The sequence below is a fragment of the Vreelandella sulfidaeris genome (assembly GCF_042429665.1).
Classification (GTDB): domain Bacteria; phylum Pseudomonadota; class Gammaproteobacteria; order Pseudomonadales; family Halomonadaceae; genus Vreelandella.
This window is the reverse complement of record NZ_JBHMAC010000010.1, coordinates 760,227-782,824: the sequence shown is the minus strand read 5'-3', so window position 1 is coordinate 782,824 and position 22,598 is coordinate 760,227. Positions and strand designations below refer to the sequence as shown.

Genomic DNA, 22,598 nt, shown 5'->3' with positions numbered 1-22,598 from the left:
CTTTATGCACACTCCTTTCTTACTGAGGATGCCTATGTCATTCAAAACCGGGTCATCCACTGCTGAACCCCTCGCTAGCGGCAAAGTCATCGTCGGTATGTCCGGCGGCGTCGACTCGTCTGTTTCTGCCCTTCTTCTCATGCAGCAAGGGTATGAAGTGGAAGGCCTGTTTATGAAAAACTGGGACGAAGACGACGGCACCGAGTACTGCACCGCTAAAGAGGATCTCGCTGACGCCGAGGCAGTGTGCGACAAGCTTGGCATTAAACTGCACACTGCCAATTTTGCGGCAGAGTACTGGGATAACGTGTTCGAGCATTTTTTAGCCGAATATAAAGCCGGACGCACGCCCAATCCTGACATCCTGTGCAATCGAGAAATTAAATTTAAAGTATTTCTTGAGTACGCGGAAATGCTGGGAGCCGAGAAAATCGCCACCGGCCACTATGTTCGTCAAGGGCTGCGTAACGGCCAACCGCGCTTATTAAAAGGCCTGGATGGCAATAAAGACCAAAGCTACTTCCTGCACGCGGTGCCGGAGGCTGCCATTGCTCGCACGCTGTTCCCGGTCGGCGAGCTGGAAAAACCGGCGGTACGTGCATTAGCTGAACAGCACGACTTGATCACTGCCAAGAAAAAAGACTCCACCGGGATCTGCTTTATCGGCGAGCGGCGCTTTCGCGACTTTCTGCAGCAGTATCTTCCTGCGCAACCCGGCAAAATCGAAACCCCAGAAGGCGATGTCATTGGTGACCATATGGGGCTGATGTACTACACCCTGGGCCAACGTCAGGGCTTGGGTATTGGTGGGCTTGCCAATTACTCGGAAGACCCCTGGTACGTGGCGGCTAAAGATCTTGATCGCAATGTACTGATCGCCGTGCAGGGTAAGCATCACCCCCTGCTTTACTCCGACACCCTGGCGACAGAAGCGATGGACTGGGTAGCTGGCGAGCCGCCGGTACAACAGGGACGGTTTACCGCCAAGACCCGTTACCGGCAAAGCGACTGCGGCTGTGAAGTGCGTGTACTGCCGGATGGTGGCGTCGAGGTCACCTTTGATGACCCTCAATGGGCGGTCACTCCCGGTCAATCGCTGGTGCTTTACGATGGTGACATTTGCCTGGGTGGCGGTGTTATTCGTGCTACCTGGAAGAAAGCCGCGGAGGCTGCTGCATGAATCCTACCACTCCGATTCATCGCGCCCCGGATTCTCCGGCCGCCCGGCAAGCGTTGGCCTTGGCTGGCGTGTTTCAAGCCGCAAGCTTGGTGGATGAACTTGCCCGCACCGGTCAGGTCGACCCGCGCGCCTGGGAAACGCTGATCGAGGCGACCGTGGATACCAACCCGGAAAGCTTTGAAGCCATTTATGGCGGCCACCCCAATAACCTTCGCCGCGGCCTGGATACGTTAGAAGCCTTGGTGGGCCGCAAGCAGGCCAACCCCGTGGTGCTGCGTTACGGCTTCTCACTGCTCCTGCTGATGAACAAGCTGCGCACCGATAACGCCATGATGGACTCTCTAGGGCAAAAGCTAACCCGCATCCAAGGCCAGGCTGAACACTTTGGCACTACCCATGAGAACGTGGTTTCAAGCCTGGGTGAAGCGTATCAGGAAACGATCTCCACCTTTAAAACACGCATCGTGGTGCAGGGTGATCCGTCGCTGTTACAAAGCCGCATGATGCCCGAACGTGTGCGCGCCTGCCTGATGGCGGGAATACGTTTTGGGCTACTCTGGCACCAACAGGGCGGACGTCGCTGGAAGCTGGTATTTCAACGAAAATCGCTGCGCCGGGCGCTCGACTCGCTTAGCTAATTAGCCTGGGTTTGACCACCCTATTCTGAATTAATCTGTTCCCGATCAATCTGTTCTCGAACCACCTGGAAACGATGCCATGCAACTCTCCGCTTTGACCGCTCTCTCTCCCGTTGACGGCCGCTACGCCTCAAAAGCCGCCGCCTTGCGTGAACATTTCAGTGAATTCGGCCTGATTCGCGCCCGCGTGATTGTGGAAGTTCGCTGGCTACAGCGCTTGGCTGGGCACACACAAATTGTCGAAGTTCCTCCCCTTTCCGCTGAGGCAACCGCGTTTCTTGTGCAGCTGATTCGTGACTTTTCAGTCACCGACGCTGAACGGATCAAAGAGATCGAGCGTACCACCAATCACGACGTCAAAGCGGTGGAGTACTTCCTTAAAGAGAAGATCGCCCCCCAAGCCGAACTTCACGCCGTCACCGAGTTCATTCACTTTGCCTGCACCTCTGAGGACATCAACAACCTCTCTTACGGCGTGATGCTCAGCGATGGCCTTAACGCCATGCTGCCCACCATGCATGAGGTGGCTGATGAGATTGCCAAACTGGCCATCGCCCATGCGGGCCAACCCATGCTGTCTCGCACCCATGGGCAAACCGCCACCCCGACTACCTTGGGCAAAGAGATGGCCAACGTGGCGTATCGGCTAAAGCGCCAGCTCAAACAGATTGAGGCGGTAGAGGTGCTAGGCAAGATCAATGGCGCCGTGGGCAACTATAACGCCCACCTGACGACCTATCCGGAAATCGATTGGGAAGCCAACGCGCGCACCTTTGTGGAAGGCCTGGGGTTAACGTTCAACCCCTACACTACCCAGATCGAACCCCACGATTATGTTGCTGAGCTGTTTGACGCTATTTGTCGCTTCAATACCATCCTGATCGACTTTGATCGCGACGTGTGGGGCTATATCTCGCTGGGCTACTTCAAGCAGCGGACGGTAGAGGGCGAAATCGGCTCCTCCACCATGCCGCACAAGGTCAATCCGATTGATTTTGAAAACTCCGAAGGCAACCTGGGCCTCGCCAATGCGGTGCTTGGCCACCTGGCCCAGAAACTACCGATTTCACGCTGGCAGCGCGACCTGACCGACTCCACGGTACTGCGTAACCTCGGCGTCGGCTTGGCGTATGGCCTGATCGCTTACCACGCCAGCCTGAAAGGCATCAGCAAGCTCGAGGCCAACCCCGAGCGCCTAGAGGCCGACCTGGACAATAGCTGGGAAGTACTCGCCGAGCCTATTCAAACGGTGATGCGCCGCTATGGCATCGAAAAACCCTACGAAAAGCTGAAACAGTTGACTCGTGGCAAGCGCATTGACCAAGCTGGTTTTGCCGCGTTTATTGATACTCTTGAACTGCCAAATGACGTAAAAACCGAGCTGAAGGCGCTCTCACCGGCCAACTATATCGGTAATGCTCACGCGCAAGCTAACGCGCTGACACAACGCCTGAACGCTCTATAACCCTATTAGCGGCGAGCCGCTTTGCTGTGCCTACAACATCAGGATACGCCATGAGCCATTACGATAAGCCGCTAACCCTGCTGGGCGACCTTACCGCCGCAGATTTTTTAGCCAATTATTGGCAGCAAAAGCCGCTGTTGATCCGTGGTGCGATGCCGGACTTCATCAGCCCGATTGAAGCGGATGAACTGGCAGGACTCGCCTGCGAGCCTGGTGTCGAAGCACGCCTGGTCGAGGAAGAGGGTCCAGAGGGCCCTTGGCAGGTTTCCCACGGCCCCTTCGATGAGGCGACCTTTGAGCGCCTGCCCGAGAAAAACTGGAGCCTGCTGGTTCAAGCGGTTGACCACTACGTTCCCTCGGTAGCCGCGCTTCTGGATGAGTTCGACTTCCTGCCGCGCTGGCGCCTCGACGACGTGATGATCAGCTACGCGCCTCCTGGCGGCAATGTCGGTGCCCATATTGATCAGTATGACGTATTTTTGCTTCAAGCCAGCGGCCATCGCCGCTGGCAGTTGGGCGGCAAACTGACCGATGAAGCGCCCATTATCCAAGGCATTGACCTGCGCATACTCAAGGAATTTAGCGTAGAGCCGGACTCCGACTGGGTGCTTGAACCAGGCGACATGCTCTATTTGCCACCGGGCTGGGCACACCACGGCGTTAGCCAGAGCGATAACTGCATGACCATATCGGTGGGTTTTCGCGCGCCGTCAGCCGACGAGGCTATCACCTCCTATGCCGACTACCTGGGCGAGCAGCTTCCTGCCTCGCAGCGTTATAGCGATGCCGGTATGGCGCCTGCCCAACAGACGGGTGAGCTGGACGATGCTGCGGTAGAACGCATGCGTCAATTGATCATTTCGACGCTGGATAATCCCACCCAGGTCGCTCAGTGGTTTGGCCGGGTAATGACTCAGCCAAAATATGTCGATCAAGTGGTGCCTCTTGAAACGCCGATGACAGAAACGGCGCTTGTAGCGCAACTACAAGATGATGAACCGCTGTATCACATGCCCGGCTCACGCTTCGCCTGGCGCAGCGATGCCCGCGGCACCACGCTGTTTGTCGATGGTGATGGTCACCCGTGTAATGCAGAATTAGCCAAACGCCTGGCGGACCCCACCCCGCTCTACGCAGAAGACCTGGAACTCGATGGCGCCGCGACTCTGTTCACGCTGCTGGTCAATACCGGCAGTCTGGGCTTTATGAGCGACGAAGGTGACGACGATGAGGAGTACTAAGCAATAGACTTATTCCAGCGTTCAACACGTCATAACGCCCCACAAGCACTGCCCCGGCAGTGCTTTTTTGTACCCTCCTGACGAAAAATGACTACATAAATCAGCCTTCTGGTTACCTCGCTGTCGTCGGGTTACAACGCCCTGTGCCCCCAAGTGTCAATTGTTGAATGCTCGCTGCTCATGGATAGTTATTGCATTGCAGCGTTACGGCTAGCGAGCCAATTTTCGCCTCCCGCCACGCTGTTCAAAGGGTCTCTAGCCCCCATGTTTCCAAGCACCCTACGTTTGATTGAGAGACCGTTGACTCAACGACGCCGGACTTAGAGACGATTGACTTAGAGACGATTGGCCTAGAGACGATTGGCCTAGAGACAAAACAGCGCCATTCAACAATGCTCAATTCAGCTTCGCAGGTGCAGCATAAGATAACGCTGATTTGCGAAACACCATGATGACCAAAGAGGGTAAGCTCATGTCAGGACTGCTTAACGATATCAAAGCCATGGCCCAGCTACGTGAAGCGCAAGGCGGCAAATGGGAAGCGATTAAACCTGAGTACGCCGCCCGGATGCGCGCGCAAAATCGCTTTCACACCGGCCTGGATATTGCCCGCTATACAGCCAAGATCATGCGTGAAGACATGGCCGCTTACGACGCTGATACCGCAAAGTACACTCAGTCACTAGGCTGCTGGCACGGCTTTATTGGCCAACAAAAGCTTATATCGATCAAAAAGCACTTTGGCACCACCAAGCGCAGCTACCTCTACCTGTCTGGCTGGATGGTCGCAGCGCTGCGCTCAGAGTTCGGCCCCCTGCCCGATCAGTCGATGCACGAAAAAACCTCCGTCGCCAACTTGATCGAAGAGCTCTACACCTTCTTGAAGCAAGCGGATGCCTGGGAGCTTAACCATCTATTCCGCGCGCTAGATGACGCCAAAGAAGCGGGCGATAGTGGCAAAGAGCAGGAATTAATCAGCAAAATCGACAACCATGAAACCCATGTTGTGCCTATCATTGCCGATATCGATGCAGGCTTTGGTAATGCAGAAGCCACCTACCTGCTAGCCAAGAAATTTATTCAGGCTGGCGCCTGCTGCATCCAGTTGGAAAATCAGGTATCTGACGAAAAGCAGTGCGGACACCAGGACGGTAAAGTAACCGTCCCGCATGAAGATTTTCTGGCTAAAATCAACGCCGTTCGCTATGCCTTCCTAGAACTGGGCATCGACGATGGCGTTATCGTGGCGCGTACCGACTCTCTTGGCGCCGGGTTGACGCAAAAAATCGCCGTTACCAACGAGCCAGGCGATTTAGGCGATCTGTACAACAGCTTCCTGGATGGCGATGTGATCGAGAACGCCGCCGATATCAATAACGGCGACGTGGTCATCAAGCAAAATGGTCAATTGGTTAAACCCAAGCGCTTAGCCTCGGGCCTGTACCAGTTCAAGCCAGGTACTGGTGAAGACCGCGTGATTCTTGACTGCATTACCAGCCTGCAAAACGGCGCCGACCTGCTGTGGATCGAAACGGAAAAACCCCATGTGGGCCAAATCGCCAGCATGGTTAACCGCATCCGTGACGTAGTGCCTGATGCCAAACTGGTCTACAACAACTCGCCATCGTTCAACTGGACGCTCAACTTCCGTCAGCAGGTATTCGATGCCTGGCAGGAAGAAGGCAAAGACGTGTCTGCCTACCAGCGCGATAAGTTGATGAGTTCTGAATACGACGAGACAGAGTTAGGCCAATTGGCCGATGAGTGGACGCGTAACTTCCAACGTGACTCGTCACGCGAAGCGGGTATCTTCCACCACCTGATCACCCTGCCGACTTACCATACTGCCGCGCTGTCTACCGACAATCTGGCAAAAGGCTACTTCGGCGACGAAGGAATGCTGGCATACGTCAAAGGCGTACAGCGTCAGGAGATTCGTCAGGGCATCGCCACGGTCAAGCACCAGGACATGGCCGGTTCCAATATCGGTGACGACCACAAGGAGTTTTTCCACGGCGATGCCGCCCTGAAAGCCGGCGGTAAAGATAACACCATGAACCAGTTTGGCTAACACTCACGCTGGCGTTAATTTTCTCTTCTTGAAGGAGGCCATTCGGCCTCCTTTTTTAATGGCTCAGTCTATCGTCTATTTGCACACTGTTTACCTAATACGCTGTTACACTCTCACATAACCTATTGTTAAGCTATCCTGCTGACTCGGACTGATCTTTTCAGACCACGCTAGCCAAAACAATGGGCATCAGGTATCTTTAACGAACACTGTTCTATTACTGTAAGCGATCCTTTGACTGTCCATGATCTACAAGTCCTGTGATCGACAGCTATACGGACAACCGTGATATAAATCGTTATATAAATAGACATGCTTTGGAGGTTGTAATGAAACGTCTTCTTGTACCCGTTGCCGCATTAAGCATTCTCACGTTGGCGGGTTGTGCCAATACGTCCGGTTACTCTGGCGATGTCTATCGTGGCAGCCAAGCACAAACGGGCCAGAGTGTTAGCTACGGCACTATCGTGGCGGTTCGTCCGGTACAGATTCAAGCTGAAAGCCGTGCTGGCGGCCTGTTGGGCAGTGGCGGCGGCGCCGTTATTGGTGGTCTTTTAGGTAGCCAAGTAGGTGGTGGCTCAGGCCGTCAGCTAGCCACCGTGGCGGGCGCCCTGGGTGGTGCGGTGGCAGGCACAGCAACAGAAGATGCCGCTAACCGCGTTAATGCGTTGGAAATGGAAATTCGCCGTGACGATGGTACTGACGTGGTGGTTGTACAACGTGCAGACCGTCAATTCCAGGCAGGCCAGCGTGTCCGCCTGATCGGAAACGGCGCCAACATGAGCGTTGCACCTTATTGATACGCCCGATTAACAGCTAACGCTACCGCGTTAACGCAAAAAGCCCGGCCATGTTTAACATGGCCGGGCTTTTATTTTACTGGTCTTAATGGGGCGTCTTGTTGCCTACCCAGTTGACCAGCGCCATCACCATCAAGCCAATGACCGCCAACAGCAGCACGACGAGCAGCATATCCACTGGGTTTACCAGCGCCGTGGCGCCCAATACGGCCAGCGCAATCACCCATAGATACCGGTTGTCACCATGGCTCTTTAAAAAACCGGGCAATATTTTGTCTAATTTCTGGCTAACGCCGTTATTCCAGCCTTGATGTACAAAAAAAGCAATCAGGCAAAACGCGATGAGCCAAATAATCAAGATCGTCATTGCATGCTCCAAACATAGTAGGGCAAAGGAAAAAGGGATGGCCGTAGGGTATCCCTGGTCACTCTACGGCGCAATACTGTCGAAACCCTTGAGAAGGAAAAAGCGCCTTTACCCCCTGACAAGCCACTCCACACGCGTTACCATAAGTAGAACATGCACTCACCGAAAGGTTATTCCATGCAAATTGCGCAAAACTCAGTTGTCGCATTTCACTACACTCTGACCAACGATGCAGGTGAAGTGCTCGACAGTTCAGAAGGCCGTGAGCCGCTTACTTATCTTCACGGCGCTGGCAACATCATTCCAGGCCTTGAGAAAGAGCTGGAAGGTCGTGCGGCGGGCGAAAAATTGAACGTTAGCGTCTCTCCTGAAGAGGGCTATGGCGAGCTGCAAGAGCAGCTGATGCAAGAAGTACCGCGTGATGCGTTCCAAGGCGTTGAAAGCATTGAGCCGGGCATGCAGTTCCAGGCCCAGACTCAAGGCGGCCCACTGATGGTGACCGTCAAGAAAGTCGAAGGCGATACCGTGGTCGTGGATGGCAACCATCCGCTGGCAGGTCAGCAGCTCAACTTTGATGTTGAAATTGCTGAAGTACGTGAAGCAAGTGCTGAAGAAGTAGAGCACGGCCACGTACACGGTGAAGGCGGCGTTGAGCACTAATAAGCTCGCTCGAGCTGTTTAGAAAGGTGGCCTACGGGCCACCTTTTTTGTGCCTGAACGCTACGTCACTTATGCATCGGGCGCATCGGGGATCAACACTAGCTGCCCATGGCGAACGCTACGCGAGGACGTTACCTCGTCAGCAAACTGTTTAAGCGCCCGCCCCTGGCCTTTCAGCAGCGCCACTTCCAGACAGCTGTCATGGTTAATATGCACATGCAGTGTCGACAGCGTAAGCTCATGATGCTCATGAGAGTGACGCGTCAAGCGCTTGGACAATTCGCGCGCGGCGTGATCGTAAACATACACCAAGGCTCCCATGCACGGCGCCTCCGGGGCGGCTTCTTCCCTTACCTGCTTTAATCCACTACGGGTCAAATCGCGAATCGCCTCTGAACGGTTTTGGTAGCCGCGTTCACGCATCAACGCGTCTACCTCGGCCAGCAGCTCCTCATCAAGCGTTACCGTTATACGCTGCATTCTCCCCCCCCTATATTGAACAACCTGCTGAGCAACTTCTCATGGCCAGCGTCTCGCGTTAGTATGATGTTATTGTAAAAACATCATACTAACAGCGTTAAGGATAAAGCGATGGCTAAACCAACTCATCCCATCTTACTGGGTATTGCGTTAAGTTGTTTAGCCATCTCCGGTACCGTTCAAGCGAAAGAGCAGCTAGTTCTGGCCATTGGCGGCGAACCCGAGCAAGGTTTCGATCCACTGCTTGGCTGGGGACAATATGGCGATCCGCTGTTTCAGTCGACGCTACTCTCACGCGGCAACGATTTTTCGCCCCAGCCAGCACTGGCAACCGCGTGGGAACTCTCTGACGACCGGCTTACCTGGAAACTGACGCTGCGCGAGGATGCCCGCTTTGCCGACGGCTCTCCGCTGACCGCCCAGGATGTGGCGTACACCTTCAATGCCGCTGCCCAGGCAGGCGGCCGTGCCGATCTTAGCGCCCTGGATAACGCGGTGGCGGTTGACGATGCCACCGTGACACTCCACCTTCACTCGCCACGTATCACCTTTATCAATCAACTGATGACCCTTGGCATTGTCCCCAACGCCGAGCGCGACAATGGCTATGGCCCAGGTTACGGCAGATACCCACTCGGCTCCGGCCCTTACCAGCTAGTGGAGTGGCAAGAGGGCGAACAACTGATCGTGGAACGTAACCCTTACTTCTACGGCCCAGTGCCCGAGTTTGAGCGGCTCGTCTTTCTATTCACCGGTGAAGACGCAACGCTAAGTGCCGCCCATGCTGGGCAAGTCGATGTGGCTTCTGTTCCGCCCGCCCTGGCGGAGCAGGTACCTGCGCACATGCAGCGGGTAGTGATGAAGAGTGTCGATAACCGGGGCATTCTTTTCCCGATGCAGCCCGCCAACGGTGACCATGCGGCCTCAGGCGCCCCAATCGGCAATGACGTCACGGCGGACCTTGCCATCCGCCAAGCGATTAATCTAGCCATTGATCGCGAAACGCTGGTCGATGTCGCGCTTAACGGGTTTGGTCGCCCCGCGTTTGGCCCGGCGGACGGGCTCCCCTGGAGCGATCCGGCAGAGCGAATAGAGGCGCCCAATCATGCCCAGGCAGCCGCTCTGCTCGATGCCGCTGGCTGGTTAATGCAAGATGATGGCGTGCGCTATAAACAAGGGCTGCCTGCCCACTTTCGAATCACCTACCCCGCGGGTGACACTACCCGACAGCTGCTCGCGGAAGTCAGTGCCGCCATGCTACGACCTCTGGGTATCGTGATGGAACCTACCGGACGCCATTGGGATGATATCCAGCGTCACGCGTTGCATCAGGACGCTATCATGTTTGGTTTTGGCAGCCACAGTCCTCAAGAGATTTTCTATCTCTACCACAGCCAGCATGCAGGCAACGGTTTCTACAACAGTGGCTTTTACGCCAACCCAGACGTGGACGCTCATCTTGATGAAGCCCAGGCTGCCTCGAGCCTTGAACAAGCCAACCACTTTTGGCAAGCAGCACAGTGGGATGGTAGCACCGGCTATGGCGTGCGCGGCGACAACAGCTGGGCCTGGCTGGTTAACCTGGAACATGTCTATTTTACTGATACCTGCCTAGACGTTGGCGAGTTGGGTGTCGCCCCCCATGGTCACGGCTGGCCCATTACTGCCAACCTGGCTGAGTGGCGCTGGACATGCGATTGATAGTGCGGACCGCCAAGCGACTGGCTCGCGTGCTGCTGGTCATGCTGTGCGTTGCGCTAGGATCGTTTGCGCTGATGATGATCTCCCCTGTCGATCCCATTGATGCCTACTTAGGCCCGCAGATGGCCCAGGTAAGTCCAGAGCAACGTGCATTGATTGCCCAGCGCTGGGGGTTTGATGCACCACCAATGGTGCAATTTACCCACTGGCTGCGTCATTTGGTCAGTGGCGATTTAGGCTGGAGCCATGTGTATAACCAGCCGGTCAGCGAGGTGATCAGCCAGCGCTTTCAGCGCTCCATAGGGCTATTAGCCGCCGCCTGGGTGCTTTCTACCTTGGTTGGGTTTAGCCTGGGTGTGTTGGCTGGTGCCAACGAGGGATCAATACTAGACAACACCGTCAGCACCTACGCCTACATCACCGCCTCAACGCCTGCCTTTTGGCTGGCGATACTCGCCGTTCTGCTATTTTCGGTCACCCTAGGCTGGACCCCCACCTGCTGTGCTGGCCCTGTCGGGGCCCTGAATCAGGACGTCTCTATCATCACGCGTCTGCACCATTTGCTGCTGCCGGTTGCTACCCTGACGCTACTGGGCATTGCCACGATCACGCTGCATACCCGTGACCGTATGCTGGTATTCATGCGCTCGGAGGTCGCCACTCACGCGTTTGCCCAGGGCGCCAGCCGAACTGACGTCGCTTGGCGGCATGGCCTTCGGCATGCCAGCTTACCGGCTATTACACTGGCCTTTGCTTCACTGGGAGAGCTGTTCGGCGGCGCGGTGATCATCGAACAGGTATTTGCTTACCCCGGCTTAGGCCAAGCGACGGTAGCGGCCGGTCTACGCAGCGATGTTCCATTGCTGCTGGGCATTGCGCTATTTACTGCGCTGTTTGTCAGCGTCGGCAATATGATTGCCGATACGCTCTATGGCGTTGTGGACCCCCGTATTAAGCCGAGTCGCTTATGAGCCCTAGCCAGCCGCGCCTGCGAGCCATGCTCAGTCTCGCCGCCATGGCAATACTCATCATCGCCCTTATTTCCAGTCCTTGGTTAATCGGCGATTTAGCTCAACAGATGCAGTTTGATGCCCGCCTGGCCCCACCAAGCCTTGACCACTGGTTCGGTACTGATGCCCTAGGACGCGACCTATCGGCGCGTACCATAGCGGGATTAGCACTAAGTTTTTGGGTAGGCTGCTTGGCCGCGCTATTAAGCACCTTGATCGCCCTGAGTCTGGCGGCGTTCGCCACGCTATCAGCGCGTCTGGATACGCTGGTGAGTTTGCTGATTGATACGCTGCTCAGCGTGCCGCATTTGATTTTACTGGTGCTGATTGCGTTTGCGCTGGGAGGTGGTACCCAGGCGGTGATTATTGCCGTCGCGGTGACCCACTGGCCCAACCTGGCACGCGTACTGCGCGCCGAGCTCTGGCAGCTGCGCCAAGCACCTTATGTGCGCATGTCGCGAGCACTGGGGAAGTCGCGCTGGTTTGTACTCCATGGTCACTTGCTGCCCCACTTGCTTCCCCAGTGCCTGATCGGCGCCCTACTGCTGTTCCCCCACGCCATATTGCACGAGGCGGCCTTGACCTTTTTAGGCTTTGGCTTAAGCCCAAGCCAGCCCGCCATTGGGGTGTTGTTGGCTGACGCTATGCGTTACCTAAGCGGCGGCTACTGGTGGTTGGGTGTTTTTCCCGGGTTAGCGTTATTGCTGATGGTGCTGGGATTTGAGCGTCTGTCCACTCAGTTACGCCGAGCGCTTTAGCGTGGTTAGGAAACAAACAATGAAGGCTTGCCATGTTAACCATTGAGCACTTATCACTACAGTTGCCTTACTACCTCACCTGGTGGAAACGTGAGTGGGCGACCTGCCTGGACAATCTAACACTACGCTTTCAGCCATGCGGCGTGCATGCGGTGGTGGGGGCGTCGGGCGCCGGCAAGAGCCTCCTGGCGTATGCCATCATGGGCCTGCTGCCTTCGTCCTCACGGTTAAGCGGCCAGCTTGGCTATCAAGGCAAACCGCTGGATGCGTCACGCCAACGCCTGCTCCGTGGCCAGGCGTTGGCGCTGATCCCGCAGTCGCTTAACGCGCTAGACCCGCTGATACGTACCCACCGACAGGTGACATGGGCGGCACAACGCGCCGGGCACACATCTGCCAACGCCGGTCACGCCGCCCAACACGCGTTGGATCATTACCAGTTGGACGCCCGTGCCCAACACGCCTTTGCCCATCAGCTTTCCGGCGGCATGGCTCGCCGAGTACTCACCGCGATGGCGCATGTTAGCCAAGCCCAACTGGTCATTGCAGATGAGCCCACCGTTGGCCTGGACCCGCAGCAGCGTCAGCGTGTGCTGAATGCGCTACGCGAACTGGCCGAACAAGGCAAAACGGTCATACTGATTACCCACGATTTGCGCCACGCCCTGCCGATTGCCGACCACGTCACGATTATGCGCGATGGCAAGCTGGTCGAAACCGCGCGCGCCTGCGCCTTTCAAGGGGCAGGCAGCGCGCTGACCCAGCCCTATTCGCAAGCTCTATGGCGGGCGCTGCCTGATAATGGCTTTAACGCTGCCCCCGCAGACTTACTCGCTTATCAAGAGGCAAAGGGGCGCTACATTGCTTGAAGCACGCCAGCTGAGCTTTCATTTTTCGCCCAGCGCCCCGCTCCTGCAGGATGTCTCACTAACGTTGAAGGCGGGCCAGTGGCTTGGGCTAAGCGGTGATTCGGGGTCAGGAAAATCGACACTGGGCAAACTGCTGGCAGGCTACTTAACGCCTCAAACGGGGAACGTTAGATTGGACGGCACGGCACTACCCGTACGCGGCGTGCACCCCGTGCAGTGGCTGCCGCAATCACCGGAGCTCGCGGTTAACCCGCGCTGGCGGGTCGGCAGGATCCTGAAAGAAGCCTGGACGCCCTCTGCCGCTCAGTGTCAAGCATTTGGTGTACAACCCCGCTGGCTGACGCGTTTTCCGCAATCGCTATCGGGAGGAGAGTTACAGCGGATATGCGTGCTGCGTGCGCTCGCGCCACCTGTTCGTTTTCTGATCGCCGATGAGATCTCGACGATGCTCGACCCCATCACACAGCTTGAGCTCTGGCAGGCGTTAAAGCAGGAGGCCCAAACGCGCCAGTTGGGCGTGCTGGTCATTAGCCACGACACCGCCCTACTGGAACAGCTATGCCCACAGCGCTATCACTTAAAGGATGGAAAATTGCTAACGGTTAGCTAATGACGTGGCGCCGTTCAAAACGCCATAGGTTAAAGGCAATTATCAGCGTCACACTGAGCACCAGCCATGATCCCACGGTGACGCCCGTCCAGCCTGACCATTGCCAGAACGGCTCCAGCCAAAAACCGCCCAGACTGGCACCGACATAATAAAACACCAAATAGAGCGCTGACGCACTACCCCTGGCCCCCTGGGCATAACGGCCGACCCAACTGGAGGCCAGCGAATGGGCCAGAAAAAAACCGAACGCATTAATGCTTAAACCAATGATAATCACCACCAGCGAATCGGCCAAGGTGATCGCCGTGCCCAACATCAAAATCATCACTCCTGCCATCATGCACGCGGCGGGAGAAAATCGCTCGGCCAAGCGCCCCGATATGGTTGAGCCGAAGGTACCGCCGAGATAGGTCAAGAAAATCAGCCCCAGCCCGCTGGCGGCCAACTGATACGGCGTCGCCGCCAAACGAAACGTGATATAGCTATATTGATTAATGAAAATTAAAAAATTGAGGCCGCCCAGACAGTAGGCGGCAAGCAATACCGGACGGCGCAAATGCCCCAGCAGATCAACGACGGCTTTGCGCAACCCGAAGGGTTGAGGAACAAAGGCACGGCTATTGGGCAATAAACGCCAGAACACCACGCAGCCGACCAGGGTCATAGCACCAACGGCTAAAAAAGCCGCCGTGGGCCCGCCCACTTCAGCAGCGGCGCCACCGACAATACGCCCGCTAATCCCCCCGAGCGAATTAGCGCCAATATAAAGCCCTACGGCACTCAGCAGCGCTTGTTTTTCAAACTCATCGCCCATCCAGGCGATCGCGACCGCCGGAAGCCCGCCCAATACAAACCCCTGCACCAGACGAAGTAACAGCAAGCTTTCAAAGGTAGGCGCGAAGGCCAGCGCGAGAGAACAGCCCCCTGCCAACAGCAAGGTGAAACGCATAATGGCTTCGCGCCCAATCGCATCCGAAAGAGGGCCGAATACCAGTAGTGCCAAGGCTAAAGAGAGGGTGGATACCGACATGAGCAGGCTGACGCTCAAGGTCGAGACCTGATAGGTTTCTTTTAAACTGGGTAACAGCGGCTGGGGCGCATACAGATTAATGAAAACCAGAAATGAGCCGAGGCAAAGCGCCAAGGTGGCGCGCCACCAGGCGCGCGTTTTGGCTTCAATCATGCCATTCCTATGGTTAAAACCTATCGGGTATACCTAACCGTGAGCATTAGTAGGCGTTAGCGCTTAGCTGAGCCATATGGGTCGGCTCCAGCGCACGCCGCGCCTGCCAGTAGTAACGCCGCCAGTAGCTATTATCCAGGCTAGAGATGATTACCCCTTTTGAGGTCGAGGCGTGTAGAAAATAGCCCTCTCCCACGTAGATCCCCACATGGTTATAGCGACCCGGCGGATCGAAGAACACCAGATCGCCCGCCTGAAGCTCTTGGCGGTCGATCGGGCGTCCCTCATGTACCTGACCACGGGTGGAACGCGGAAGATCTATATTAAAGGTGTCACGATAAACGTTTCGAACCAGGGCAGAGCAGTCAATGCCAATCTCTGATGTGCCCCCCAGTCGGTAAGGGGTGCCTGCCCATCGCTGGTGCTGTGCCATCAGCGCTTCGCGAACCACTGTTGGTGGCGGTGCTTGTAAATGACGTAACTGAGCATTGATGGGGTCAATCGGCGACATTAACGGGCTGTTGCCCATTCCCGGTAACGACATCGAGAAATAGTTATCGGGGGCCTGCATGTTGCTCTGTCGAGAAGAGCCTGCGCAGCCAGCAACCAAGGTAACCAATAAACAAACACTGACAACACGGACAGCGGTCGCAGCGGGGCGTGGCAACGCAACCATGCGATTAACCTCGTGATATTAAAAAGAGGGTGTAATGATCGAACCTATTTTTCCACGCACGACTATAAGCTAGTTATCATGTGTTTGGCGAGTCTCAATGTAACGTTCTCTGATCGCCCGGTAATGTATCAATATGTAAGGGTGCAAAGTGGCGTGGTTTATTACCCGGAAAGTCCAAACTAACCCACGGACCAGCCAGCACCGGCGCGCCACACACCCAGGCAACCAAGGCTTGGCGAAAGCCGGCTAAAAAGCTTTCACGCTCAGGGGTTTCGCCCATAAAAAACGAGAACCCTGCGTACATTCCCATGGCGTACTCCTGCCACCCGGCATAGTGATCCGCCGCTAGCTGATAGGCATTATCCAGCACGCCAGCAAAAGCAGTACTATCGAGCCAGCCCAACTGACGAGCAGCTATCGCCAGATCGACCAGTTGCGCAATGTCCCAGGCTGCCATATCCACGTCATTACAACCATCTTCATTATCTCGTACGCGGCGTAAACGCAGCAGATGGTGGCGCTCGTCTTCAGCACAGTCACCGGACTCGAGAATGGCAATTTCGGCGGCTAGTCGATCAGGATTTAGCGTATAGGGAGCATAGTTGATCTGGTACTCCTGGCGGTCTCCGGCGTCGAGCATATAGGTTAAAAACTCCTGCATATCCTCGGCACTGCTTAAATGGTAGTGGCTATCCACCCATTCGCGGATCTCACTGCACTCCCGCGCACTCTCAGGCTGGGGCTCGCTCCACACGGCACTGTTCAGCGGCCCGACCAGCGACATGGCGGTAAAGTGGTTCAAGGTGGGGCGACTGCCCGGCTCACGCCAGGCATCGTGGCGCCAATCAAGCCAATGAAAAAGGCTACCTGGATCCTCAATGTGCCAAATGATTTCATTGATCAGCGAGGCGTGCTCAGGTTCGGGCAAACAGCTTTCCCAAGCAAACCAGGCCTCTAACAGGCGCTTGGCATTAGGATAAAAACGACACAGACAGCTACGCAGCGCATTGGCATAGTCAAGGAGCGGCTCACGATCCAGCAATCCGCTGTCCAGTGACATATGCAAATAGAAGGCGAATTTTTCGGCCATGTGAATCGTCGCCGCATGACGACTGACGCCCTTTACCGCGTTGCGCTGTTTAAGCTCTTCCGGGGTTGGCTGGCCAAACCAGCTTTGCGACGGTGGTAAAACACCGTGTACCGCATCAGCGGCCAGTTGATTTAGATGATGGGCCTGGGCGGGCAACCAGTAGCGCGCTAACGCATGAGAGCCTTCGTCTGCATGCAGGCCCAGCGAGTCTTGCAAATACATCGCTGCGTCGGCGCGCTGGGCCTCCGACAAGGGAGTAGAAGGATCAATCTGGCGCAGCATTGCATCGGGTTCCCGAACACTAGCCAATGCCAGCAGCCAATGATGGGCGGTATTACGCCACTGCCGAATGCGTGCTTGGGAAGCCTGACGCGTTGGCTCATCCAATAACGCTCCAGGCGGGCATTTCCAAGGGCTATAAGCGCTATGAAGCAGTAGTTGATGGCGTTCACTGGGGGTTTTCCCCCGCCGATCAATGCCATCGAAAAGACTTTGTCCACGCCCATAGGCATTCAGAACAGCGTACCAGTCATGGTAGCGACGGCTGATTAAATCAGCGGCGTGCCCCGCCAAGTCGTCGGCCTCTTGCTGATTTAACCAACCGCAGCAGGCACCCGCCCAAGCAAGCTCGACCATACGCAGCCAATCCCAAGCCGCCCACTCCAGTGGTTCGCCTTGGGTAACAAACTTGTTGAGTACCGGCGCATAGGGGGAGTCTTGCACTACGCTTCGCTGCCACTCCATACGTTGCGCATTGTCCATACCCAGCAGCTCTCGGGCCTCGATATCCCAGCGCTGACGCTCGCCTTGGGCTCCCAGCCAGAGTATCGCCCCTAGTAGCGCATCGCGGTCATGCACATCCCATACATGGGCCAGCCAGTCGGTGGCCTCCGGCCAATCAGTGTGGTGAGCGGGATAGACAATCACCGGGCGAAACATCGCCCCTAGCCGCCAGCTTTGAGCCTGGGGGAGTTGCGGCCATAACGGCGCCGGGGTGGGAAGATCAGTCAGAACATTTTCGAGCGCGGTCCAGGTAATACCGTCGCCGTCACTTTCAAGGTCGGCTAGCGCTTGGCAGGCATCAATAAAGCGGTCGTCAGCGCCTACTTCCCAGCCACGGGCACCTAACGCTCGCCGCAAATCAGCCAGCCATGCGCGTAAATCACTGTAATCGGAAGCAATACGGCGAATCAGATGATGCGCCCATGTGCGTGCTTGATCGGCCTCTAACCAGCCAGCAGCGCCCGCTAGCGCCGCCCACTCCAACGCACCCAGCAAGCGATCCGCGCTACCTGCAGGCGCATCAAGCCCATGGAGCAGTTGGTCGGCCAGCTCTCCCCGGTTGGTAATCCCCAATTGCAATAGACGCTGTTCAGCGGCGCCTGCATCAACCGCCAACGGATGAGGAGTAAACGCCCAATCACACAGCACCAGCTGTTGGGCCCACCAGGCATTTAACGCGTCGATCAAGAGGCACCTCGAAAAAACACAATGTCATCACCAGCAAGCGCCGGAATAAAGCTGCCTAGTGTAACGGAAAGTGACGCGAACACCGATAGCCACCCTATTAACAAGCGTTAATACGTCGGTTAAAAACGACACCGCCCGGCTCAAGGCCGGGCGGTCATCATGCAGGTAACGGCGTACGCTACATGGCTATGCTTTTTTAACCTTACTAATGACCCACAAGAGCACCACAGCACCTACCGTTGCAGTGACCAGGGAGCCGATAAATCCACCGGACGTTAGCCCCAATAAACTAAACAAGAAGCCGCCAACGACCGCACCGACGATACCCACACCAATATTACCCAGGATACCGAAACCGCCGCCGCGCATGATGTTGCCAGCAATCCAACCAGCCAAACCACCAATGATTAACCATGCAATAAAGCCCATATAGTCTCCTTACTATTTTAGTTGCGGGTATCAGCTATACATATTCGCCAAGCTTGTTTATTCGCCAAGCCTATTGGCCAGCATGATATCAACGTGTTTTACCTTCAAGTCATGCTTGTTCTACCATAGCACACAGCATTACGGTTCGGCGCCTATTGATGCCGATGCGTGGACACTCTTAAAGGAAAATTCATGATCCCCGAGTCACTGAAACAATTACTTCAACACACCTCAGGTCAGCAAACGGCCCAGTGGGAGGGTCGCGAGGTAGTGCTTTTTAATATGCCTTGGGGTGAATTGGTGATCAGCCTGCAGGGCGCTCAAGTGCTCCATTTTTGCCCTCATGGAGACAGCAACTGGCTTTGGTTGACCCCCACACCGCAAACGTTGCCAGGCGCCATACGGGGCGGCATCCCCCTTTGCTGGCCGTGGTTTGCCGACGAGCGGTATGCTGATGAAAGCCCCAACCACGACGGCCCTTTTCACGGCCTCGCCCGCCATGCCTATTGGCGCCTGGAGGCGGTGGACGAGCATGCCGAAGGGATTGAACTACACCTCTCCCCTGAACACTCGCTGCATTCTCAGCTCACCGCCCGCGTGGTCGTGCAAGCCAACGCCCAGCGGCTCAACGTTGAGTTGATCAGTGAAAACATAGGTGAAACACCGGTTAAAATCAGCGCCGCCCTGCACACTTATCTCGCGGTGGCGGATATTCACCAGTGCCGCTTGGAAGGTCTTTCCGGCGCACGTTATCTCGACAAACTCCGCGACTTTGCCGAAAGCGAACAGCAAGGCACGCTGGCGGTAAGCGGCGCTGTCGACCGTATCTATCATACCAATGAAGCGGTACTGCTCAACGACGGCGAGCGCTTAATGCGCATCGGCAAGCAATCGAGCGATTCCACGGTGGTATGGCATCCTGATAATGTCCTTCCTAGCGACACCCCCGCTGAGGCAGCGCGCCACTTTATCTGTGTCGAAGCGGCCAATACGCGCCTGGACCCTGTATGGCTAGTGCCCGGCGCGCAGCACTTACTGGGCACCAACCTCAGCCGCGGTTAACCTTCGGTTCATTAACGCCCTGTTAATATGTGCCCTAACGTTGGCGCCTAGGAGACTCGATGAATCCACAGCTATGGCTTGAGGCAGCCACCCTGTCCTTTAATCTAATCGGTATGGTGGTGTGTTTAGCTGGCCTAACAATGGCGCAGAAAATGGCCCGACGCTGGCCAGGCTACGTGCTGGCGGGTGTTGGGTTTTTGATTGCCACGCTGCCGATGCTGTCACAATTGATATTACCGATGCTTGAGTAATGGGCACTCTGCCCGTCTTACGTTGTATAAACGTGGTTGCGTCACGAAGAGTAGAACCACAAAGGGATCGATAGGATGCGCCAACCGTTAAGCCGCGAATTGAGTAACCTGTTAGAGCGAGGGCGGGATCGCCAGTTGCGCTTAGCGGTCACTGGCCTCTCGCAGGCGGGTAAAACCGCTTTTTTGACCTCTTTGGTTAACCAGCTGCGCCATGCGGGCGTTGAAGCACAGCTCGATTTACTGCCTGCCGCCCGGGAAGGCCGTTTGCTAGGCGCCCAGCGGTTGAACCAACCGGACCTCGGCGTACCGCGCTTTCCCTATGACCCCGGCATGGCCGCGTTACGCGACACACCTCCGCGCTGGCCCGACCCTACGCGCGGTATCAGCGAGTTACGCTTGCAGCTGCGCTACCGCCCTGCCCAAAGTGGCTGGCTAAGGCCTGAAATCACCCACCTCACGCTGGATCTATTCGATTATCCAGGGGAGTGGCTGCTCGACTTACCGTTGTTGCAACATGATTTTTACAGCTGGAGCCAGGCACAGGCACTGCATGAAGGCGAGCAGCGTCGTAGCCTGTTTAGCGATTGGTTAGCGTCGGTAGAATCACTCGATCCCGCGAGCGAAGCGGATGAAGCAAAGCTCGCCGCCCTGGCCGAGGAGTATGCCCAAGGGTTACGAAGAGCCAAGCAGGCCGGTTTTTCCGATTTACAGCCAGGGCGCTTTTTACTGCCGGGCGAATTAGAGGGCGCGCCGGTCCTGCAGTTCTTTCCACTGCCAAACCTCGATGCGTCCCGAGAGACACTAGAGGCCTTGCCCGCTAATAGCCTTTACGCCACCCTGGCCGCACGCTTTCGTTATTATCAGCAGCAGGTGGTCAAGCCGTTCTACCGCGACCACTTCCGGCGCTTTGACCGCCAAATTGTGCTGGTGGATGTGCTCGGCGCGCTCAATGCCGGGCCCGAACGCTTTGAAGATCTCTCCAGCGCGCTGCGCCAGCTAATGAAGAGTTTCGACTATGGCAAACGCAGCCTGCTAACCCGTCTGTTCACGCCCAAAATTGATCGTCTGGCAATAGCGGCCACCAAGGCCGATCACGTTACCCCCGACCAGCACGGCCATGTAGTTCAACTGCTGGAAGCGCTGCTGGCAGAACCACTCAAGGACCTGCGCTTTGCCAATGTCCCCGTCAAAGCGCTTTCGCTAGCCTCGATTCGGGCCACTGAAGCGCGAGAGGTAACCCATGAAGGTAAGCGCTCACCTGCGCTACGCGGCACTACTTTAGAGGGCGAAGAGGTATTGGTTTACCCTGGCGATGTGCCTGCCCGCTTACCGGCTCAGAACTTTTGGCACCAGCAGGGCTTCGACTTCCCAGGCTTTCGTCCTATGCAAACGACCTCAGAAGCGCTGGACCATATCCGCATGGATGCTGCCATCGACTGGCTGATTGGAGATAAACTAACATGACCACCCCACAGCCACGCCGCCACTTTACGCTGGATGACGCACCGGAAGAGCTCGCTGATGAGGCCCCATCACTACGCCAACGCGAAGCCTTTACGGGCACCAGCGAGCATCACCCGCTAGCCCCGACCGCAGAAGAGAAAGCGCTGCCTGCAGCCAGCTTGGGCGCGCCCCGCAAGCGCCGGTGGGGGCTTTTATTTACCCTGGCAGGCGGCGCGGCGTTAGGCACGGCGGAGCTGGTTACCGGCATTCCGGACGCCCTGGGGGAGTCTCAATGGCTCACCATGGCCTGGCAACTGTTTGGCATCAGTCTGATTGGTTTAGGCGGCCTTTCGCTGCTCAAGGAGCTGGGCCGTTTGCGCCGGCTCAAGCGTCACGACAAACTACGCGGCAACCTTGCTGAACTGCCCTTGCGTTCGCCACGCCAGGCTCGCGCCATGGCCGATCAGCTGCGTCGCCAGCTCAAACTGGCGGACGATGATCCTCACTGGCTGGCGTTTCAACGCGCCAGCCAACCGCACCACAGCGGAGAAGAGATCCAAACACTGCTGCGTTATCACCTGCTGGCCCCTCGCGACCGCGAAGCCCAACGTTTGATTACCCGCATGTCGGGTGAAACCGCCATTATGGTCGCCGTCAGCCCGCTAACGCTGGTGGACATGGCGCTGGTGGCTTGGCGAAGCTTGGCCATGGTAGATCGGCTATGTCGGCTATACGGGCTTGAGCTGGGGTATGCCAGCCGCCTGCGTCTGTTTCGTAATGTGTTGCACAACATGGCCTTTGCCGGCGCCAGTGAACTGGCTACCGACGCCAGCATGGATATGCTCTCCCTTGATTTGGCCGGGCGCCTTTCTGCCCGAGCCGGACAAGGCCTCGCCACTGGTTTATTGAGCGCTCGCCTTGGCCTTCGCGCTCAGCGTCTGTGTCGTCCAGTGCCTTTCGCCATCGATGAACAGCCCAAAATGGCCGACCTGCGCCAAGATCTATGGCGACAGATCAAGCGACTCGATAAAGAAACGGTCTCCCAAGATCGCCACCAACGCTAATAAAACGTTTTACTGCCTCTCTTCAACACGTCAACGCCACGCTACTTTGTGCAAAGCGCTGGGATTAAACGTTAATGACC

22 protein-coding genes are annotated in these 22,598 nt (G+C 56.4%); 16 read left to right on the top strand and 6 right to left on the bottom strand.

All coding sequences use genetic code 11. The features are described 5' to 3' along the window. The first annotated feature begins 34 nt into the window (after nucleotides 1-34). The 6 genes from mnmA (at nucleotide 35) to ACFFLD_RS08510 (ending at nucleotide 7,395) form a co-directional block, all read left to right on the top strand. Complete coding sequence (gene mnmA, locus ACFFLD_RS08535; protein WP_386039125.1) at nucleotides 35-1,180, top strand: tRNA 2-thiouridine(34) synthase MnmA; 1,146 nt, start codon at nucleotides 35-37, stop codon at nucleotides 1,178-1,180. Further along, complete coding sequence (gene hflD / locus ACFFLD_RS08530; protein ID WP_386039123.1) at nucleotides 1,177-1,818, top strand: high frequency lysogenization protein HflD; 642 nt, start codon at nucleotides 1,177-1,179, stop codon at nucleotides 1,816-1,818. The genes mnmA and hflD overlap by 4 nt, the downstream gene beginning before the upstream one ends. 79 nt (nucleotides 1,819-1,897) lie before the next feature. Further along, a complete protein-coding gene (gene purB, locus ACFFLD_RS08525; RefSeq protein WP_386039121.1) occupies nucleotides 1,898-3,283 on the top strand; it encodes an adenylosuccinate lyase in 1,386 nt (461 codons plus the stop codon). A gap of 50 nt (nucleotides 3,284-3,333) precedes the next feature. Further along, nucleotides 3,334-4,524: a JmjC domain-containing protein gene (locus ACFFLD_RS08520; RefSeq protein WP_386039119.1), complete on the top strand. Its 1,191-nt coding sequence runs from the start codon at nucleotides 3,334-3,336 to the stop codon at nucleotides 4,522-4,524. 472 nt (nucleotides 4,525-4,996) lie between these two features. Further along, on the top strand, nucleotides 4,997-6,595 hold the full coding sequence (locus tag ACFFLD_RS08515; protein WP_386039117.1) for an isocitrate lyase: 1,599 nt from the start codon (nucleotides 4,997-4,999) through the stop codon (nucleotides 6,593-6,595). A 329-nt stretch (nucleotides 6,596-6,924) separates the two neighbouring features. Further along, a complete protein-coding gene (locus ACFFLD_RS08510) occupies nucleotides 6,925-7,395 on the top strand; it encodes a glycine zipper 2TM domain-containing protein (protein ID WP_386039115.1) in 471 nt (156 codons plus the stop codon). 85 nt (nucleotides 7,396-7,480) lie between these two features. Here the strand turns inward: ACFFLD_RS08510 and ACFFLD_RS08505 are convergent, their stop codons facing one another. After that, nucleotides 7,481-7,762: a hypothetical protein gene (locus ACFFLD_RS08505; protein WP_386039113.1), complete on the bottom strand. Its 282-nt coding sequence runs from the start codon at nucleotides 7,760-7,762 to the stop codon at nucleotides 7,481-7,483. A 177-nt stretch (nucleotides 7,763-7,939) separates the two neighbouring features. Here ACFFLD_RS08505 and ACFFLD_RS08500 point away from each other — a divergent pair, with 177 nt between their 5' ends. Continuing rightward, a complete protein-coding gene (locus tag ACFFLD_RS08500; protein ID WP_071695751.1) occupies nucleotides 7,940-8,422 on the top strand; it encodes an FKBP-type peptidyl-prolyl cis-trans isomerase in 483 nt (160 codons plus the stop codon). Nucleotides 8,423-8,491: 69 nt separating this feature from the next. Here ACFFLD_RS08500 and nikR read toward each other — a convergent pair whose 3' ends face one another. Beyond that, entirely contained in the window at nucleotides 8,492-8,902 is a 411-nt protein-coding gene (gene nikR, locus ACFFLD_RS08495; RefSeq protein WP_386039111.1) for a nickel-responsive transcriptional regulator NikR, read from the bottom strand. Between the two features lie 111 nt (nucleotides 8,903-9,013). Between nikR and ACFFLD_RS08490 the strand changes: the two genes are divergently transcribed. The 5 genes from ACFFLD_RS08490 to ACFFLD_RS08470 are packed head-to-tail and all read left to right on the top strand — an operon-like array spanning nucleotide 9,014 to nucleotide 13,850. Beyond that, nucleotides 9,014-10,603 carry an ABC transporter substrate-binding protein gene (locus tag ACFFLD_RS08490; RefSeq protein WP_386039109.1) on the top strand — a complete coding sequence of 530 codons (1,590 nt, stop codon included), beginning with the start codon at nucleotides 9,014-9,016 and terminating at the stop codon, nucleotides 10,601-10,603. Beyond that, nucleotides 10,594-11,574 carry an ABC transporter permease gene (locus tag ACFFLD_RS08485; RefSeq protein ID WP_386039107.1) on the top strand — a complete coding sequence of 327 codons (981 nt, stop codon included), beginning with the start codon at nucleotides 10,594-10,596 and terminating at the stop codon, nucleotides 11,572-11,574. Before ACFFLD_RS08490 ends, ACFFLD_RS08485 begins: the two co-directional genes overlap by 10 nt. Beyond that, on the top strand, nucleotides 11,571-12,371 hold the full coding sequence (locus ACFFLD_RS08480; protein WP_386039105.1) for an ABC transporter permease: 801 nt from the start codon (nucleotides 11,571-11,573) through the stop codon (nucleotides 12,369-12,371). Before ACFFLD_RS08485 ends, ACFFLD_RS08480 begins: the two co-directional genes overlap by 4 nt. A 32-nt stretch (nucleotides 12,372-12,403) precedes the next feature. Beyond that, complete coding sequence (locus ACFFLD_RS08475; protein WP_386039103.1) at nucleotides 12,404-13,240, top strand: ATP-binding cassette domain-containing protein; 837 nt, start codon at nucleotides 12,404-12,406, stop codon at nucleotides 13,238-13,240. After that, nucleotides 13,233-13,850, top strand: a complete 618-nt coding sequence (locus ACFFLD_RS08470; protein ID WP_386039101.1) for an ABC transporter ATP-binding protein — start codon at nucleotides 13,233-13,235, stop codon at nucleotides 13,848-13,850. The genes ACFFLD_RS08475 and ACFFLD_RS08470 overlap by 8 nt, the downstream gene beginning before the upstream one ends. Here ACFFLD_RS08470 and ACFFLD_RS08465 read toward each other — a convergent pair. The 4 genes from ACFFLD_RS08465 to ACFFLD_RS08450 form a co-directional block, all read right to left on the bottom strand. Further along, nucleotides 13,843-15,033: an MFS transporter gene (locus ACFFLD_RS08465; protein ID WP_386039099.1), complete on the bottom strand. Its 1,191-nt coding sequence runs from the start codon at nucleotides 15,031-15,033 to the stop codon at nucleotides 13,843-13,845. The genes ACFFLD_RS08470 and ACFFLD_RS08465 overlap by 8 nt on opposite strands. Before the next feature lie 46 nt (nucleotides 15,034-15,079). Continuing rightward, a complete protein-coding gene (locus ACFFLD_RS08460) occupies nucleotides 15,080-15,709 on the bottom strand; it encodes a C40 family peptidase (protein ID WP_386039097.1) in 630 nt (209 codons plus the stop codon). A 94-nt stretch (nucleotides 15,710-15,803) separates the two neighbouring features. After that, on the bottom strand, nucleotides 15,804-18,269 hold the full coding sequence (locus ACFFLD_RS08455) for a DUF1266 domain-containing protein (protein WP_386039095.1): 2,466 nt from the start codon (nucleotides 18,267-18,269) through the stop codon (nucleotides 15,804-15,806). A 186-nt stretch (nucleotides 18,270-18,455) separates the two neighbouring features. Further along, a complete protein-coding gene (locus tag ACFFLD_RS08450; RefSeq protein WP_007111094.1) occupies nucleotides 18,456-18,698 on the bottom strand; it encodes a GlsB/YeaQ/YmgE family stress response membrane protein in 243 nt (80 codons plus the stop codon). Nucleotides 18,699-18,890: 192 nt separating this feature from the next. Between ACFFLD_RS08450 and ACFFLD_RS08445 the strand changes: the two genes are divergently transcribed. The 4 genes from ACFFLD_RS08445 to ACFFLD_RS08430 all read left to right on the top strand — a co-directional run bounded on the left by ACFFLD_RS08445 (nucleotide 18,891) and on the right by ACFFLD_RS08430 (nucleotide 22,518). After that, a complete protein-coding gene (locus tag ACFFLD_RS08445) occupies nucleotides 18,891-19,760 on the top strand; it encodes a D-hexose-6-phosphate mutarotase (protein ID WP_386039093.1) in 870 nt (289 codons plus the stop codon). A gap of 59 nt (nucleotides 19,761-19,819) precedes the next feature. Further along, nucleotides 19,820-20,011 (top strand): hypothetical protein, encoded by a 192-nt coding sequence (locus ACFFLD_RS08440; protein WP_386039091.1) that lies wholly within the window; start codon nucleotides 19,820-19,822, stop codon nucleotides 20,009-20,011. A gap of 75 nt (nucleotides 20,012-20,086) precedes the next feature. Then, nucleotides 20,087-21,475 (top strand): YcjX family protein, encoded by a 1,389-nt coding sequence (locus ACFFLD_RS08435; RefSeq protein WP_386039089.1) that lies wholly within the window; start codon nucleotides 20,087-20,089, stop codon nucleotides 21,473-21,475. Further along, the gene (locus ACFFLD_RS08430; protein ID WP_386039087.1) at nucleotides 21,472-22,518 is read left to right on the top strand and encodes a YcjF family protein; all 1,047 of its coding nucleotides are present in this window, start codon (nucleotides 21,472-21,474) and stop codon (nucleotides 22,516-22,518) included. The genes ACFFLD_RS08435 and ACFFLD_RS08430 overlap by 4 nt, the downstream gene beginning before the upstream one ends. Nucleotides 22,519-22,598 lie beyond the last annotated feature (80 nt).